Here is a 16,370-nt window from a genome sequence, read left to right as displayed (position 1 = left end):
CCCGTGACAATCAACACCGGTACAGACGAAGCGGTCCAGACGAGCGAGGCGCTCGACCCCGCGGCGAACGCCGCGGCGATGGTCGGTCACCACTACCGCGTCGACGACTACTACGAGGTCGGCCGCGAGAAGGTGCGTGAATACGCCCGCGCCGTGCAGGACTACCACCCGGTGCACTGGGACGAGGACGCGGCGCAGGAGTACGGGTACGACAACCTGCTCGCGCCGGTTACCTTCATCTCCCTGGTCGGAATTCTCGCCCAGCGCAAACTGTTCGAAGAGGTCGTCACCGGCTACGACCTCAGCCAGATCATGCAGACCGACCAGATCCTCGAGTTCCATCGCCCGATCAAGGTCGGCGACCAGCTCACCTGCGATGTCCACCTGCACTCGTTCCGGCAGGCATTCGGCGGCGACATCATCGTGACCAAAAACATCGTCACCGCGCAGAACGACGAACTGGTGCTCACCACTTACACCACCCTCGTCGGCCGCAGCGGCGGCGATATCGACCCGAACCTCAACGCCGCCGTCCGGAACGTGCTCATGCACGGCATCGGCGAGGACGCGCCGGGGCATCGTCCGCGCTCGCTCGCGGTGACCCAGGCGCCCGCGCCGGTCGTGCCGCCCGTGGACGGTGTGCGCACCAAGCACGCCATCGGGTTCGAGGACGTCTCGGTGGGTGACGAGCTGCCCACCCGCGTCGTCCGGCTCACCCGCGGCGATCTGGTGAACTACGCGGGCGTCTCCGGTGACGCCAACCCGATCCACTGGAGCGACGAGGTCGTGAAGCTGGTCGGCCTGGAGAACGTGGTCGCGCACGGCATGCTGACCATGGGCCTCGGTGGCGGTTTCGTCACCTCGTGGCTGGGCGACCCGGGCGCGATCAAGGAGTACAACGTCCGCTTCACCAGCCCGGTCTACGTCGGGTCCGACGAGGCCGCCGAAGTGGAGTACACCGGTAAGGTGAAGTCGGTCGATCCGGAGACCAAGACCGCGGTCGTGGCCATCGTCGCGAAGGCGGCGGGGAAGAAGATCTTCGGCCGCGCCACCGCGACGGTGCAGCTGGCCTGACCAGGGACAGCGACCCGGATTGGCTAATGGCGCGGACGGTAACGTACACTCAGGTTTCTGGGGTCGCCAGCCGCTGCGCGCTGCTCTGAGGGGCTGGTTCCAGGCGATCCGCGAGGATTCGCCGACGGGGCCGGCAACTGCCGGAGCGGCGCGCGTGTTGTGTGACACCAGGGCACAACTGAATATCGAACAGTGGTTGGACAGTCAACACCGTCCGACCAAAGGGGCGTAGCTCAACTGGCAGAGCAGCGGTCTCCAAAACCGCAGGTTGCAGGTTCAAGTCCTGTCGCCCCTGCCCTGGATGCCAGCGACGAGAGAGGATCGACGTGAGCGAGCGTAGCGAGCGAGCCATTGGCACAGCGCGCATCGCGCACGACGGCACCGAGCTCAGCGAGGAGAAGGCGTGAGCGACGAGCGGGACACTCGCCGCGGCGCACATGCCGCCCACGAAGGCGACGACACCGCCGCAGCGACACGGCCGAGCGGAAAGCGGTCCGCGCGGCGGACCCGTGCCGGGTCTTCGGAGGTCGACACGGGCGCTATTGCCACGCTCGACCGTCCGTCGCGGAAGGCAACCAAGGCGACCGATCGGGCCGAACGCAAGAAGTCGGGTAATCCGTTCAAGCGTTTGCTCAAGTTCCTGCGTGAGGTCATCGCGGAACTGCGCAAGGTGATCTGGCCCAACCGGAAGCAGATGGTCACCTATACGAGCGTTGTTCTGGTGTTCGTGATCTTCATGGTCGCGTTCATCAGCGGGTTGGATCTGGCGTTCATCAAGGGTGTCAACTGGCTGTTCGGCTAGCTGAACGACGCCGACGCCGGTAGCCGATCCCGGGCGGAGACGGGTGGAGTGATTTCGCCGCGCGCCCGGCCCGGCACGCAGAGGATGTACGTGACGACACAGGAAGCGAGTGCCCCAGTGAGCACCCCGGAGAACGACACACACGACAAGTTCCCGGCCGACGACACGGTGGCCGAGCCCACCGACTCCGTCGAGGAGTTCGCGACCGACGAGCCCGCGGTCGAGGAATCGGAGCCCGCTGAGTCCGCCCCTGCCGCCGCCGTCGACGCCGAGCCCGCCGACCCGGTCGCCGAGATGAAGGCGGCGCTGCGGCGCGCTCCCGGCGAGTGGTACGTCATCCACTCCTACGCCGGTTACGAGAACAAGGTGAAGGCCAACCTCGAGACCCGCGTGCAGAACCTGGACCTGGAGGACTACATCTTCCAGGTGGAGGTGCCCACCGAAGAGGTCACCGAGATCAAGAACGGGCAGCGCAAGCACGTCAACCGCAAGGTGCTGCCCGGTTACATCCTGGTCCGCATGGAGCTGAACGACGAGTCGTGGGGCGCGGTGCGCAACACCCCCGGCGTCACGGGTTTCGTCGGCGCCACTTCGCGCCCGTCGCCGCTGTCCATCGATGACGTGGTGAAGTTCCTCGTTCCGGCCGCACAGCAGCAGAAGAAGCCCGCCGCGGCAGCCGCTGCGGCGACTCCCGAGACCGCGGGCGGCGAGATCGCGCCGAAGCCGGTCATCGAGGTCGACTTCGAGGTCGGCGAGTCGGTGACCGTCATGGACGGCCCGTTCGCGACGCTGCCCGCCAGCATCTCCGAGGTGAACGCCGAGCAGCAGAAGCTGAAGGTGCTCGTGTCGATCTTCGGCCGCGAGACCCCGGTCGAGCTGGCGTTCACCCAGGTCGCGAAGATCTAGACCAGCTCTGTCGGCGGCCGGGTGAATCCGGCCCCGGGCGAGGATCGCAACACCAGACTTGCAAAGAGCAAGGGACACCAACACCTAGGAAAGAAAGATGCCCCCCAAGAAGAAGAAGCTCGCCGGGATCATCAAGCTTCAGATCCAGGCCGGCCAGGCGAACCCGGCCCCTCCGGTCGGCCCGGCGCTCGGTCAGCACGGCGTCAACATCATGGAGTTCTGCAAGGCGTACAACGCCGCGACCGAGTCGCAGCGCGGCAACGTCATCCCGGTCGAGATCTCGGTGTACGAGGACCGGTCGTTCGACTTCAAGCTGAAGACCCCGCCCGCCGCCAAGCTGCTGCTCAAGGCCGCAGGCGTGCAGAAGGGCTCGGCGGAGCCGCACCGCAACAAGGTCGCCAAGGTGACCATGGACCAGGTGCGCGAGATCGCCAAGACCAAGCAGGAAGATCTGAACGCCAACGACCTCGAGCAGGCGGCCAAGATCATCGCGGGTACCGCGCGTTCGATGGGCATCACCGTCGAGGGCTGAGCGGAACCGCTCCCCGGTGGGAGGGCCGGCCAGGCCCGATAACCACGTCTGAACTACCAACAAGGACAGAGAATCATGGCAAAACGAAGCAAGGCGTACCTCGCCGCGGCCGAGAAGGTCGATCGCACCAAGCTCTACTCCCCGCTGGCCGCCGCGCGCCTGGCGAAGGAGACCGCCACCACCAAGACCGACGCGACCGTCGAGGTCGCCGTGCGTCTCGGTGTGGATCCCCGCAAGGCGGACCAGATGGTCCGCGGCACGGTCAACCTGCCGCACGGCACCGGTAAGACCGCCCGCGTCATCGTGTTCGCCGCGGGCGAGAAGGCCGCCGAGGCCGAGGCCGCGGGCGCCGATGCCGTCGGCGCCGAGGACCTGATCGAGCGGATCCAGGGCGGCTGGCTGGACTTCGACGCCGCGATCGCCACCCCGGACCAGATGGCCAAGGTCGGCCGGATCGCGCGTGTCCTCGGCCCGCGTGGCCTGATGCCGAACCCGAAGACGGGCACGGTCACCACCGATGTGACCAAGGCCGTCAACGACATCAAGGGCGGCAAGATCAACTTCCGTGTCGACAAGCAGGCAAACCTGCACTTCGTCATCGGCAAGGCGTCCTTCGACGACAGCAAGCTGGTGGAGAACTACGGCGCCGCGCTGGACGAGATCCTGCGGGCCAAGCCGTCGACCGCCAAGGGCCGCTACGTCAAGAAGGTGACGGTCTCGACGAACACCGGACCGGGCATCCCGGTGGACCCGAACCGCACCCGCAACCTCTTGGAAGAGGACGCGTAAGCAGCAGCGAGCCGCGGCAACGGCGGGAACGCATTGTGCGTTCCCGCCGTTGCGCGTTCGAGGACTAATCCGCCCGACGGCGTGGTTGGGGTGGATGTGACCGTCGTTCTGTTGATCTCCGGTAGTACTCGCGCCGCCTCCACCAATTCCGCCGCACTACGAACCGTCTCGGCGATCGCCCCGGACGGTGTCGAAACCGTCTGGTACGACGGGCTCGCGGACCTGCCCGCTTTCGCTCCGGACGACGACGGCACCGCTCATCCCGCGGTAGTCGCGCTCCGCGAACAACTTTCGCGCGCCGACGCCGTGCTGTTCTCCACGCCTGAATACGCGGGTACTTTGCCGGGCAGTTTGAAGAACCTGCTGGACTGGACGGTTGGCGCGGGTGATCTCTACGGCAAGCCGGTCGCTTGGATCACGGTCGCGCCGGTGGGTCGCGGTGACGGCGCGACCGCCACACTGCGCAGCGTGCTGGGTTACGTCGGAGCCGATATCGATCCGGATGCCTGCCGACGACTCCCGGTGCCGCGCGAGGGTGTCGGCCCGGACGGACTGGTCGCCGACCCTGAGTTCCGGTCCGGCGCCACGGCCGTGTTGCGCGGTCTCGCGCGGCATGCCGCGACCGCGACTTCGTGAGAAACACCACTCGCCGACGCGGACCGCGGCATCGCATTCCAGGCGGCGCACGGATGTGCGCCGCGGAAAAGTGAGTCGCGGCACAACGATTCGACGGCCGAGTGGTTGCGATCGGACGTCTGCCGGGGCCCGTTTTGGCAGATGGGAACCCATGCAGGTACATTGGAAGTCAGTTATCGACGAGTTCGATCGCTACCCAATCCGTTCTACCGAAGACCGTTGGTCGCCGATCCCGTATGGGTTCGGTCGAAGGTCCGGCGACATTGCCGGCGGCCCACGCAGGGAGAGCCGAGGCTGGGAATTGATCCGGATACGCACCGGATCGGTTTTCTGTTGCGCCCCGGAACGCTCTGCGTTCGGGGCGTTTGTTTTGTCGCCGGCCCCTGATCGGTAGTTCGCGTATACGAACCGACCAATCAGAGAGGAGGCGAAGTATGGCAAAACCCGAGAAGGTCACCGCGGTCGAGGAGATCGCGGAGCAGTTCAAGAGCTCGACGGCCACCGTCGTCACGGAATACCGTGGCCTGTCGGTCGGCAAGCTCACCGAGCTGCGGCGCGCGCTCGGCGCCGACGCCACGTACTCCGTCGCCAAGAACACCCTGGTCAAGCGTGCCGCCGCCGAGGCGGGCGTGGAAGGTCTCGACGAACTGTTCGTCGGGCCGACCGCGATCACCTTCATCACGGGTGAGCCGGTCAACGCGGCCAAGGCCCTGAAGACCTTCGCGAAGGACAACAAGGCGCTCATCATCAAGGGCGGCTACATGGACGGCGCTCCGCTGTCCGTGTCCGAGGTCGAGCGGATCGCCGACCTGGAAACCCGCGAGGTGCTGCTGGCCAAGCTGGCGGGCGCGCTCAAGGGCAACCTCACCAAGGCCGCCGGTCTGTTCAACGCTCCCGCCTCGCAGGTGGCCCGCCTGGCCGCCGCGCTGCAGGAGAAGAAGCAGGCCGAAGAAGGCGCACCGGCCGCCGAGTAAGACCCGTGCGGCACGACTCGCCCGCATAGACATCAACTACCGAAAGGAACACAACAATGGCCAACGTTGACGAACTGCTCGAGACCTTCGGCAACATGACCCTGCTCGAGCTGTCGGACTTCGTGAAGAAGTTCGAGGAGAAGTTCGAGGTCACCGCGGCTGCTCCGGTCGCCGTCGCCGCCGTCGGCGGTGCCGCCGCTCCGGCCGAGGCCGCTGAGGAGCAGGACGAGTTCGACGTCATCCTCGAGGGTGCGGGCGACAAGAAGATCCAGGTCATCAAGGTGGTCCGTGAGATCGTCTCCGGCCTGGGCCTGAAGGAAGCCAAGGACCTGGTCGAGAGCGCCCCGAAGCCGATCCTGGAGAAGGTCGCCAAGGATGCCGCCGAGGCCGCCAAGGCGAAGCTGGAAGAGGCCGGCGCCAAGGTCTCGGTCAAGTAATTCACGACCGAACACGCCGAACGGGCGGTCCCCTTTGGGGATCGCCCGTTCGCGTTTTTGGCAATCCCGCCGCTATCGCCGATACCGAAAGGATTGCGGAGTTACTACGCAGTCAGGTTGGGGTGTGCCCGATCTGTCCCATGAGTTACAGTGACCGAACCCACACGTGACGGACCGCGATGACCGAGCGCGCGGTTCGCCGGTGGGCAGCTCGCTGAGAATTTGTGGAGGTTGGCGTGGGCGTCGAGGTCAGGACCGAGAGTGTGACCAAGTCTTTCGGTTCCCAGCGCATTTGGCAGGACGTGTCGTTGACGTTGCCTTCGGGTGAGGTCAGTGCGTTGCTGGGGCCGTCGGGTACCGGTAAGTCGGTGTTCTTGAAGTCGCTGATCGGTCTGCTGCGCCCGGAACGTGGTTCGATCTTCATCGATGGCACGGATATCACGACGTGTTCGAACAAGGAGCTGTACGAGATCCGGAAGTTGTTCGGCGTGTTGTTCCAGGACGGTGCGTTGTTCGGGTCGATGAACCTGTTCGACAACGTGGCGTTCCCGTTGCGGGAGCATACGAAGAAGAGCGAATCCGAGATCAAGAAGATCGTGATGGAGAAGCTGGAGTTGACCGGTCTGCTCGGGGCCGAGGGCAAGCTTCCCGGTGAGATCTCCGGTGGTATGCGGAAGCGTGCGGGGTTGGCGCGGGCGTTGGTGTTGGATCCGCAGATCATTCTGGTGGATGAGCCGGACTCGGGTCTGGATCCGGTGCGTACCTCGTATCTGTCGCAGTTGTTGATCGATATCAACGCGCAGATCGACGCGACGATTCTGATCGTGACCCACAACATCAATCTGGCGCGGACGGTGCCGGACAATATCGGGATGTTGTTCCGTCGTCAGTTGGTGATGTTCGGTCCGCGGGAGGTGTTGTTGACCTCCGAGGAGCCGGTGGTCAAGCAGTTCCTCAACGGGCGGATGATCGGGCCGATCGGTATGTCGGAGGAGAAGGACGAGGCGCAGATGGCGCGCGAGCAGGCGTTGGTGGACGCCGGGCATCATCACGGTGGCGCGGAGGAGGTCGAGGGGATCATTCCGCAGATGCGCGCGACTCCGGGGATGCCGGTGCGTCAGGCGGTGTTGCGGCGGAAGGAGCGGGTGCGCGAGATCATGCATACGCTGCCGCATGCCGCGCAGGTCGCGATCCGTGAATCACTTGACGACAACGACGATACGCAGGTGATGGCATACAACAGCGGCGACCTGGCTAATTATCAAGGTGGTGCTTTCGACACCACCGTGCGACACAACACAACTAACGGGTAACATCTGCGATCGTGAATTCGACCCTGGCGCGATTGCGAACTCCCCTGGAGTCGGGGTTTGCCCAGGCCGGCAACATCTTTGCGCTGCTCCTGGACGTTTTGCGAAAGACTTTCCGCCGCCCCTTCGAGTGGCGGGAGTTCATCGAGCAGTCGTGGTTCATCGCGAGTGTCTCGATCCTGCCCAGCGCGCTGGTCGCGATTCCGTTCGGCGCGGTCGTGGCCTTGCAGACCGGCTCGTTGATCAAGCAACTCGGCGCGGAATCCTTCACCGGCGCGACCAGTGTGCTGGCAACCGTCCAGCAGGCGGCTCCCGTCGTGACGGCCCTGATCATCGCGGGCGCGGCCGGGTCGGCGGTGGCCGCCGATCTCGGCTCGCGGACCATCCGCGAGGAGATCGACGCGATGGAGGTGCTCGGCATCGATCCGGTGCGAAAGTTGGTGGTGCCGCGCGTACTCGGCATGATGCTGGTCGCGCTGCTGCTCAACGGACTGGTGTCGGTTGTCGGCATCGCGGGCGGGTACTTCTTCAACGTCCTGCTGCAGGGCGGCACTCCCGGCGCCTACCTGGCGTCGTTCTCCGCCCTCGCTCAGCTGCCGGACCTGTGGATCGGTGAGATCAAGGCGGCGGTATTCGGTCTGCTCGCCGGCGTCATCGCCGCGTACAAAGGGCTGCATCCCAAGGGGGGCCCGAAAGGAGTCGGTGACGCGGTGAACCAATCCGTGGTGATCACGTTCATGGTGCTGTTCTTCGTGAACCTCATCCTGACCATGGTGTACCTACAGGTCGTCCCCGCCAAGGGTGCCTGACAGATGGCCACGTCATACCGAACCCCGGTCGCCAAGTCCATGCGCCGGGTGGGTGAAGTCGCTCGTATGCCGCTCAACGTCATCGATCGCGCGGGCGAGCAGATGTCGTTCTACTCGCGGGCCATCGCATGGATCCCGCGGACCGCGGTGCACTACCGCAAGGAAGTCATGCGGCTGCTCGCCGAGGTCACCTTCGGCACCGGCGCACTGGCGGTGATCGGCGGCACCATCGGCGTCATCGTGTTCATGTCCGGCTCCGTCGGCGTCGTCGTCGGCCTGCAGGGCTTCAAGGCCCTCGACGCGCTCGGTAGCTCGGTGCTCACCGGCTTCCTCACCGCCTACATCAACACCCGTGAGATCGCGCCACTGGTCGCCGCGCTCGCGCTCTCGGCGACGGTCGGTTGCGGTTTCACCGCGCAGCTCGGCGCCATGCGGATCTCCGAGGAGATCGACGCGCTCGAGGTGATGGCGGTACCCAGCGTGCCGTTCCTGGTGACCAGCCGCGTGATCGCCGGGTTCCTCGCGGTGATCCCGCTCTACATCGTCGGGTTGCTCGGCACGTTCATCGCGTCGCGGACGATCAGCATCTGGTTCAACGGGCAGTCCAGCGGGTCCTACGACCATTACTTCAGTTTGTTCCTGCCACCGGAGGACGTGCTCTATTCGTTCCTCAAAGTGCTGGTCTTCGCGTTCGTGATCATCATGGTGCACTGCTACTACGGGTTCCACGCCACCGGCGGGCCCGCCGGCGTCGGCGTCGCGGTCGGCCGCGCGGTCCGCGCCGCGATCGTCCTGGTGAACGTGCTCGACTTCTTCCTCAGCCTCGCGATCTGGGGCACCACCACCACGGTGCGGGTGGCCGGATGAGCCGCACCCAAACCTGGCGCTCCACCGCGAAGCTACGTACTCGGGCGCTGGGGATCGCGTTCTTCGTCGTGGTCGCGTTGTTCCTGTGGACCACCATCGCGATCTACAACAAGCAATTCGTGAAGACGGTGGACGTCGATCTGATCACCGACAGCGTGGGCAACGCGCTGACTCGCAACGCGGACGTGAAGGTACGTGGCATCACGGTCGGCGAGGTGCGCTCGAGCAGTTCCGAAGGCGGCGAGGTGACCTTGAACCTGGCCATCAATCCGGACAAGGCGCAGCAGATTCCCGTCAACGCGACCGCGCGCCTGCTGCCCAAGACGCTGTTCGGCGAGCGCTACGTGGACCTGGTGATCCCGGAGCAGCCGAGCCCCCAGCATCTGACCGACGGCGTCACGCTGCACCAGGACGTCAGCGGCAACGCCATCGAGTTGAGCAAATTGCTCGACGATGTGCTGCCCTTGCTCCAGGCCATCCCGCCGCAGGATCTCGCGGCCACGTTGGGCGCGCTGTCCCAGGCGCTGTCCGGGCAGGGCACCGCGCTCGGCCAGACCTTGGACAAGCTCGACGACATCTTCCGCCAGGTCAACGTGGTGCTTCCGGACCTGCGGGCCGACCTGCGCAGTTTCGCCGAGGTGGCGGCCACCTACTCCGACGCGGCGCCGCAGCTGATCCAGGCCCTGGACAACCTGCGTACCACCAACGCCACGATCGTGCAGCGGCGCACCGACATCGATGCCCTGTACGCGACGCTGACGCCGACCTCGGCCACCACCACCGAGTTCCTGCTCGCCAACCGCGACAACATCGTCGACGTGGCGGCCGACTCCCGTCCCGCGCTGGAGCAGCTGGCCTACTACTCGCCGAACTACGCCTGCGCGCTGGCGAACTTCGCGCAGCTGAAGCCGCGCATCGACCGGATCTTCGGCAAGGGCACCGACAACCCGGGTTCCCGAGTGACCATCGAGCTGACCAACACCCGCGGCAAATACCTGCCCAACCAGGACGAACCGCGCTGGCTGGACACCAGGGGGCCGTGGTGCATCCCCGAGATGCCGTTGGGCGTCGATCCCGGCCAGTACACCGGCGGCCCGAACAATGACGGCTCCTACGCCGTCCCGAGTCGTAACCCCGGTGACCAGCAGACCGGTCATCTGGAGCCGCCGCAGTTCGGCGTCCACCCGGCGAGCAAGATGCCGACGATCGCCGGTTCCCCCATGGAGCAGCAGTCGCTCGGCGCGATCTACGGCGCGGCCAACGGTGTCGCCCCGGATCAGGTGCCTGGCTGGGTGACCAGGGTCGGCGCGCCCGCGTTCCGCGGAAGCGAGGTGAGCGTGCGATGAAGCAGCAACTGCGCGGCCTGGGCGGGCCGTTGACCAAGCTGGTCATCTTCGTCGTGGTGACCTTGTTCGTGACCACCGTGCTCGCGTTGTCGATCGCCAACTACAGCGGCGGCGGCACGCATTTCAAGGCCAGGTTCACCGACGTCACCTCGCTCAATCCCGGCGACGAGGTCCGCATCGCGGGCGTGCGGGTCGGCAAGGTCACCGCTGTCTCGATCGTCGACAAGCGCCTGGCCGAGGTGAAATTCGACCTCACCGACCGAGACTGGCTGCCCGCGTCGACCACCGCGACGATCAAGTACCGCAACCTGGTCGGCCAGCGCTACATCGCGCTGGAGCAGGGGACCGGGGAGCAGGGACGGAAGCTGAACAAGGGCAGCACCATCCCGCTGGAGCACACCAGGCCCGCGCTGAACCTGACGACGCTGTTCAACGGTTTCCGGCCGCTGTTCCGTACGCTGACCGCCGACGACGTGAACAAGCTCTCCTTCGAGATCATCCAGGTCTTCCAGGGTGAGCAGGGCACGATCCACGATCTCGTCGCGACCACGGCGAACCTGACCAACAAGATCGCCGACAAGGACGCCGTGATCGGTGAGCTGACCCGCAATTTGACCGCCGTGCTGGACACCGTCAATCAGCGTGACGACCAGTTCGATCAGTTGATCGTGAACACCGAAGCGTTGATCAGCGGCCTCAACGCCAATCGCGACACGATCGGCCGTTCGGTGACCTCGCTGGCCAACCTGACCTCGGCGACCTCCGACCTGCTCGTCCCGGTGCGTCCGACCCTGCAAGGGTCGATCGCGGGTCTGAGCCAGTTGACCGGCACGCTCGACGAGCGCCAGGACGAGGTGAACGAAGCGCTGACCAACCTGCCGCTCAAGATGGAGAAGCTCGGGCGCGCCGCGAGTTACGGCTCCTGGTTCCAGTTCTATCTGTGCGGCATCGACATCGTCGTCGGGCCGGGCGCCGTCGACGCGCCGCAGCTCAACCTGCCCGCAGGACTGCCGACGATCAACCAGCCGCTGTACACCAACGCCGCGCCGCGCTGCCACGGGAAGGCTCGCTGATGGATGATCGCATTCTGCTCGGCAAGCGCAGCCCGGCGTTCCTGGGCGCGCTCGGCCTCGCCGTGGTGCTGTTGGTGACGGTGTCGGCGTTCTTCCTGGATCAGCTGCCGATCATCGGCGCGGGGACCAAGTACACCGCGGAATTCCGTGAGGCGGCGGGCCTGAAGAAGGGCAACGAGGTCCGGGTGGCCGGCGTCAAGGTCGGGTCGGTGTCCGACGTCCGGCTCGACGGTGACCGGGTGCTCGTGGACTTCCGCACCAAGGACACCTGGATCGGCAACGACACCACCGCGTCCATTCAGATCAAGACGCTGCTCGGCCAGAAGTACCTCGCACTCGATCCTCGAGGCTCGAAGCCGGCCGATCCCAGTTCACGGATCCCGCTCTCGCGCACGGTCTCCCCGTACGACGTGGTGGACGCGTTCACCGACGCCGCGCGCACCATCGATCAGATCGACACCACGCAGCTGGCCAAGAGCATGCAGGTGCTGTCGGACGCCTTCGAGACGACGCCGCCGGAGATCCGCGGCTCCATCGACGGCGTCGCCCGGCTGTCGGAGACGCTGGCCAAGCGCGATCAGGAGTTGAAGAAGCTGTTCGCCGCGACCAGGCAGACCACGCAGATACTCGCCGACCGCAACGCCCAGTTCGAGCGGCTGCTCGCCAACGGCGGCCAGTTGCTCGCCGAACTGAACGTCCGCCAGCAGTCCATCAGGCAGTTGCTGTCGGGCGCCAAGACGGTCTCCGCGGAGCTGAGCGCGCTCGTGCACGACAACGAGGAGCAGATCGGGCCCGCGCTGAAGAATCTGCGCGCCGCCATCGACCTGCTCAACGACAACCAGCAGAACGTCTCGAAGACGCTGGAACTCGCGGCGCCGTTCTACAGCCTCTACGCCAGCGTGCTCGGCACCGGGCGCTGGTTCGACGCGGTGATCGTCAACGTGGTGCCGCCCGCACTGCCCGAAATCCCCGGCTACCGTCAGCCGATCCGCACCTTGGGAGGTAACTGACGTGGCGGACAACTGGCGTAGCGATCCGGTCGGCGCGGTGCGCGGCTCCAGCCGTGGCGCAAAGGTCGGCATCGCGCTGGTCGTCGTGCTGGCCGTGCTGGTGGCTGTGGTGCTGTGGTGGCTGTTCGACCGGTTGACCACAACCAAGATCACCGCCTACTTCGATCGCTCGGTCGGCATCTACGAGGGCTCGGACGTGCGCGTTCTCGGCGTGCCGGTCGGCTCGGTCGCTTCGGTGGAGCCGCAGGGCGATCAGGTCAAGATCGTGATGAGTGTGGATCGCAAGTACGACGTGCCCGCGGACGCGCGAGCCGCGCAGATCACGCCGTCCATCGTGTCGGATCGCTACATCCAGCTCACCCCGGCCTACACCGGCGGCCCGAAGATGGCGCGGAACGCGACCATTCCGCGCGAGCGCACGGCCACGCCGGTGGAAGTCGACCAGCTGTACAAGAGCATCACCGAACTCTCCGACGCGCTGGGGCCCAACGGCGCCAACGCCGAGGGAGCGGTGAACGAGCTGGTGCGCACCGGCGCGGCGAACCTGTCGGGCAATGGCGAGGCGCTGGCCAACAGCCTCACCCAGCTGTCCAGGGCGGCGCGATACCTGTCGGACGCCCGCGGCGACATCTTCGACACGGTCAAGAACCTGCAGGCCTTCATCACCATGCTGGCCCAGAACGACCAGCAGGTCCGGCAGTTCAACACCCAGCTGGCCGACCTGTCGTCCTTTCTCGCCGACGAGCGGCAGAATCTCGGCGCGGCACTGAATCTGCTGTCGATCGCGCTGGGTGACGTCGCCCGCTTCATCGACGACAACCGGGACCTGATCGCGAGCAACGCCGACAAACTGACCCAACTCACCAAGACGCTGTCGGATCAGCGCAACGACGTTGCCGCCCTGCTGCCGGTCCTGCCGCTGGCGTTGAGCAACCTGATCAACGTGCACAACGCCGAATCGGGCACCCTCGACATGCGCGCGAACTTCCCCGAACTGCAGGACCCGTTCGGCGTGGTGTGCAAGATGCTCGACCTGTCCAAGCTGATGCCCGGCGATCCCAAGTTCGAGGCGCTCGGCAGGCAGATGCGGCCGATCCTCGACCACTGCAAGGAGATCACCGACCAGATCACCTCCGGGGTGCAGACCCCGACGCTGAACCTGCCGTTCGGCATCCTCAGCGGCGAGAACCAGCAGCGCGATCCGGTGCCGGGCACCGTGCCCGGCACGCCGTCGGACCGGCTTCCGCCGTCGCAGGGAGGGGCGCGATGAGCACTCGAATCCGTTCGCTCGTACGCGGTTTCGGCGCGGCGCTGGCGTTGGGCCTGACCGGCGCGCTGATCACATCGTGCGCCTCCGACGGCATCTACAGCGTGCCCCTGCCCGGCGGCGCCGACGTGGGCGAGCATCCGATGCACATCGACATCCAGTTCGACGATGTCCTCGACCTCGTGCCGCAGTCGGCGGTCAAGGTCGAGGGCGTGCCGGTCGGCCGGGTCGAGAAGATCAGCATCGGCAAGGACCAGTGGACCGCCACGGTGCGCACGGTGGTCAACTCGTCGGTGAACCTGCCCGCGAACGCGCGGGCCGAGGTCCGGCAATCGAACCTGCTCGGCGAGAAGTTCATCGAGCTCTCCAAACCCGCCGCCGAGCCGGAGTCCACCCGGCTGGCCGACGGCTCGGTCATCCCGGTCGACCGCACCCGGCACGCCACCGAGGTGGAGCAAGTGCTCGGCGCGCTGTCGCTGCTGCTCAACGGCGGAGGCGTCGCGCAGTTGCAGCCGATCGTCACCGAGTTGAACAAGACCCTCGGCGGCCGCGAGGAGCGGGTGCGCTCGTTGATCGAGCAGGCGAACACGCTGATCGACGGCCTGAACCAGCAGGTGGACGACATCACCCGGGCGCTGGACGGTCTCGACGTGCTCAGCAGCCGGGTGAGCAAGCAGACCGATCAGATCGGCAAGATCCTCGACGAACTGCCCAAGGGCATCAAGATCCTGGAAGAGCAGCGCCCGCAACTGGTCGCCCTGCTCGCGCAGTTGGACCGGCTCGGCGAGGCAGGCTTCGACGTGCTGAACACCGCGAAGGACGACCTGATCCGCGACCTGACCTCGCTGCGGCCCACGCTGCAGGAACTCGGCCGGTCTGCGCCGGATCTGGTCACCGCGGTTCCCTTGATCCCGACCTACCCGTTCCCCGATTCGGCGCTGGAGAGCACCTTCGGCGGCAGTGTGAACACGTGGTTGTCGGTCGACCAGCAGATCGGTGTCACGCTCAGTAACCTGGGTGTGGGCAAACCCGATCCGGTGTACATCCCGCCGGTCGGTCCGCCGGTGCCGGTGAACCCGACCAACCCGTACTACAACGGCAACGGTCCGCGGCCGGGCTGGCCTACGGTGTCGATCCTGCCGCTGCCGCCGCTGATGGCGCAGCCGCCCGCGCCAGGCGTGCCAGGTCCGGTCGGGGCGATTCTCGAGCAACTCGGCGTAGGGAGTGGTCCGCGATGACACGTCTGGTGCGGTGGCAGCTCATCGCGTTCGTGGTCATCGCGGTGCTCGGCGTCGTGTACGTCGGCGGCAAGTACATCCGGCTCGACCACATGTTCGGGCTCAACCAGTACACGGTGAAGCTGCGCGCGGCGCAGACCGGCGGCATCTACAAAGGCGCCGAGGTGACCTACCGCGGCGTCCCGGTCGGCCGGGTCGGCGAGCTGGAACTCACCGGTGAGGGCGTGGTGATGAACCTCGTCATCGACTCGAGCGCGCCGAAGATCCCGGCGTCGGCGAAAGCCGTGGTGGCCAACCGGTCCGCGATCGGTGAGCAGTACGTGGATCTGCAGCCCGATTCGGACGCCGGCCCGTTCCTGCGGGACAACTCGGTGATCACCTCGGCGACCCTGCCGGTGTCGGTCGAGCAACTGGTGTCCAGCGTGGACACCTTCGCCAGCTCGGTGGACCTGACAGCGCTCAACACGACGGTGCGCGAACTGGGCAAGGCGTTCGACGGCAAGGGCGACGATCTGCAGGTGCTGATCGACTCGCTGAACAAATTCACCGAGACCTTCCATCAGACGCTGCCGCAGACCATCCAGCTGGTCCGCGACGGCAGGGTCGCCCTCGGCACGCAGGCCGAGCAGTCCGCGCAAATCCGCGAATTCAGCGACGGCCTGGACAAGCTCACCGCCCAGTTGCGCTCCAGCGACCCCGACGTGCGCAGGCTCATCGGCACCGGAACCGACGCGGGCGAGCAGATCGGCGCGCTGCTCGAGCAGAGCGGCGGCTCGCTCACCCAGGATTTGTCCAATCTGCGGCTGTTGTTGCAGGCGATCTCACCGAAGTTCTACGCGATCAAGCCGTTGCTGCAGATGCTCCCGCAGCTGTCGATCGGCGGTTCCTCGACCGCGCCCGGCGACGGGACCAGTCACTTCGGCCTGGTGCTCGAGACCAACAATCCGCCCGCCTGTACGGTGGGCTACGAGGGCACGCATCGGATTCTCGAACAGATGAAGGCGCAGAACCCGAACTTCGACGACACGCGCGACGAGTTCCCGTTCAACAAGGACGCCAAATGTCTTGTGCCATTCGGTAATCCGACCGCCGTCCGGGGTGGCGAACGAGCCGATCTCGCCGATCCGGCCATCGTCCAGCCCTGGGACTCCAACCCCAAAACCGATCCGGAAAAGCTGAACCTGACTCCGGTGGCCGTGCAGTTGTCGACCCTGCTGGGGGTCACGCCGAAGCGGTGACCAGGAGCAATGACGTTAGGGTGTCTCGCGTGAGTGACTGGAGCGAGCGAACCACGGGCATG

At 66.1% G+C, this 16,370-nt stretch carries 17 protein-coding genes and 1 tRNA gene; all 18 read left to right on the top strand.

Translation table 11 applies throughout. From position 1 onward, the window contains the following. Positions 1–9 precede the first annotated feature (9 nt). The 18 genes from ACFV2O_RS25615 (at position 10) to ACFV2O_RS25530 (ending at position 16,308) form a co-directional block, all read left to right on the top strand. Positions 10–1,074, top strand: a complete 1,065-nt coding sequence (locus ACFV2O_RS25615; RefSeq protein ID WP_356963462.1) for a fused (3R)-hydroxyacyl-ACP dehydratase subunits HadA/HadB — start codon at positions 10–12, stop codon at positions 1,072–1,074. Positions 1,075–1,296: 222 nt separating this feature from the next. Continuing rightward, positions 1,297–1,369 (top strand) — tRNA-Trp (locus tag ACFV2O_RS25610). Positions 1,370–1,477: 108 nt separating this feature from the next. After that, a complete protein-coding gene (secE, locus tag ACFV2O_RS25605; RefSeq protein WP_379253979.1) occupies positions 1,478–1,876 on the top strand; it encodes a preprotein translocase subunit SecE in 399 nt (132 codons plus the stop codon). A gap of 90 nt (positions 1,877–1,966) precedes the next feature. After that, positions 1,967–2,782, top strand: a complete 816-nt coding sequence (gene nusG, locus ACFV2O_RS25600; RefSeq protein WP_379253978.1) for a transcription termination/antitermination protein NusG — start codon at positions 1,967–1,969, stop codon at positions 2,780–2,782. Between the two features lie 97 nt (positions 2,783–2,879). Then, positions 2,880–3,314 (top strand): 50S ribosomal protein L11, encoded by a 435-nt coding sequence (rplK, locus tag ACFV2O_RS25595; protein WP_043733097.1) that lies wholly within the window; start codon positions 2,880–2,882, stop codon positions 3,312–3,314. Positions 3,315–3,389: 75 nt separating this feature from the next. Next, entirely contained in the window at positions 3,390–4,103 is a 714-nt protein-coding gene (rplA, locus tag ACFV2O_RS25590) for a 50S ribosomal protein L1 (protein ID WP_067810457.1), read from the top strand. 96 nt (positions 4,104–4,199) lie between these two features. Beyond that, positions 4,200–4,739, top strand: coding sequence for an NADPH-dependent FMN reductase (locus tag ACFV2O_RS25585; protein ID WP_379253977.1), 540 nt, complete (start codon positions 4,200–4,202; stop codon positions 4,737–4,739). A gap of 434 nt (positions 4,740–5,173) precedes the next feature. Beyond that, entirely contained in the window at positions 5,174–5,713 is a 540-nt protein-coding gene (gene rplJ / locus ACFV2O_RS25580) for a 50S ribosomal protein L10 (RefSeq protein WP_355072042.1), read from the top strand. A gap of 56 nt (positions 5,714–5,769) precedes the next feature. After that, positions 5,770–6,150 carry a 50S ribosomal protein L7/L12 gene (gene rplL / locus ACFV2O_RS25575; RefSeq protein WP_040696004.1) on the top strand — a complete coding sequence of 127 codons (381 nt, stop codon included), beginning with the start codon at positions 5,770–5,772 and terminating at the stop codon, positions 6,148–6,150. A gap of 236 nt (positions 6,151–6,386) precedes the next feature. Beyond that, positions 6,387–7,463 carry an ATP-binding cassette domain-containing protein gene (locus ACFV2O_RS25570; protein WP_355072045.1) on the top strand — a complete coding sequence of 359 codons (1,077 nt, stop codon included), beginning with the start codon at positions 6,387–6,389 and terminating at the stop codon, positions 7,461–7,463. Between the two features lie 11 nt (positions 7,464–7,474). Beyond that, positions 7,475–8,269 carry an ABC transporter permease gene (locus tag ACFV2O_RS25565; protein WP_355072047.1) on the top strand — a complete coding sequence of 265 codons (795 nt, stop codon included), beginning with the start codon at positions 7,475–7,477 and terminating at the stop codon, positions 8,267–8,269. Positions 8,270–8,272: 3 nt separating this feature from the next. Further along, positions 8,273–9,136: an ABC transporter permease gene (locus ACFV2O_RS25560; protein WP_355072049.1), complete on the top strand. Its 864-nt coding sequence runs from the start codon at positions 8,273–8,275 to the stop codon at positions 9,134–9,136. Next, positions 9,133–10,482: an MCE family protein gene (locus ACFV2O_RS25555; protein ID WP_379253976.1), complete on the top strand. Its 1,350-nt coding sequence runs from the start codon at positions 9,133–9,135 to the stop codon at positions 10,480–10,482. The genes ACFV2O_RS25560 and ACFV2O_RS25555 overlap by 4 nt, the downstream gene beginning before the upstream one ends. Continuing rightward, a complete protein-coding gene (locus ACFV2O_RS25550) occupies positions 10,479–11,555 on the top strand; it encodes an MCE family protein (protein ID WP_355072053.1) in 1,077 nt (358 codons plus the stop codon). The genes ACFV2O_RS25555 and ACFV2O_RS25550 overlap by 4 nt, the downstream gene beginning before the upstream one ends. Then, on the top strand, positions 11,555–12,565 hold the full coding sequence (locus ACFV2O_RS25545; RefSeq protein WP_355072054.1) for an MCE family protein: 1,011 nt from the start codon (positions 11,555–11,557) through the stop codon (positions 12,563–12,565). Before ACFV2O_RS25550 ends, ACFV2O_RS25545 begins: the two co-directional genes overlap by 1 nt. A gap of 37 nt (positions 12,566–12,602) precedes the next feature. After that, positions 12,603–13,835: an MCE family protein gene (locus ACFV2O_RS25540; protein WP_355072148.1), complete on the top strand. Its 1,233-nt coding sequence runs from the start codon at positions 12,603–12,605 to the stop codon at positions 13,833–13,835. After that, positions 13,832–15,070, top strand: coding sequence for an MCE family protein (locus tag ACFV2O_RS25535; RefSeq protein ID WP_379253975.1), 1,239 nt, complete (start codon positions 13,832–13,834; stop codon positions 15,068–15,070). Before ACFV2O_RS25540 ends, ACFV2O_RS25535 begins: the two co-directional genes overlap by 4 nt. After that, positions 15,067–16,308, top strand: a complete 1,242-nt coding sequence (locus tag ACFV2O_RS25530; RefSeq protein ID WP_355072058.1) for an MlaD family protein — start codon at positions 15,067–15,069, stop codon at positions 16,306–16,308. The genes ACFV2O_RS25535 and ACFV2O_RS25530 overlap by 4 nt, the downstream gene beginning before the upstream one ends. Positions 16,309–16,370: the final 62 nt, after the last annotated feature.

The sequence above is a fragment of the Nocardia sp. NPDC059691 genome (assembly GCF_042733915.1).
Taxonomy (GTDB): Bacteria; Actinomycetota; Actinomycetes; order Mycobacteriales; family Mycobacteriaceae; genus Nocardia; species Nocardia sichangensis.
Note: the sequence above shows the minus strand (reverse complement) of the source record. Positions and strands in the feature narration are given on the sequence as shown.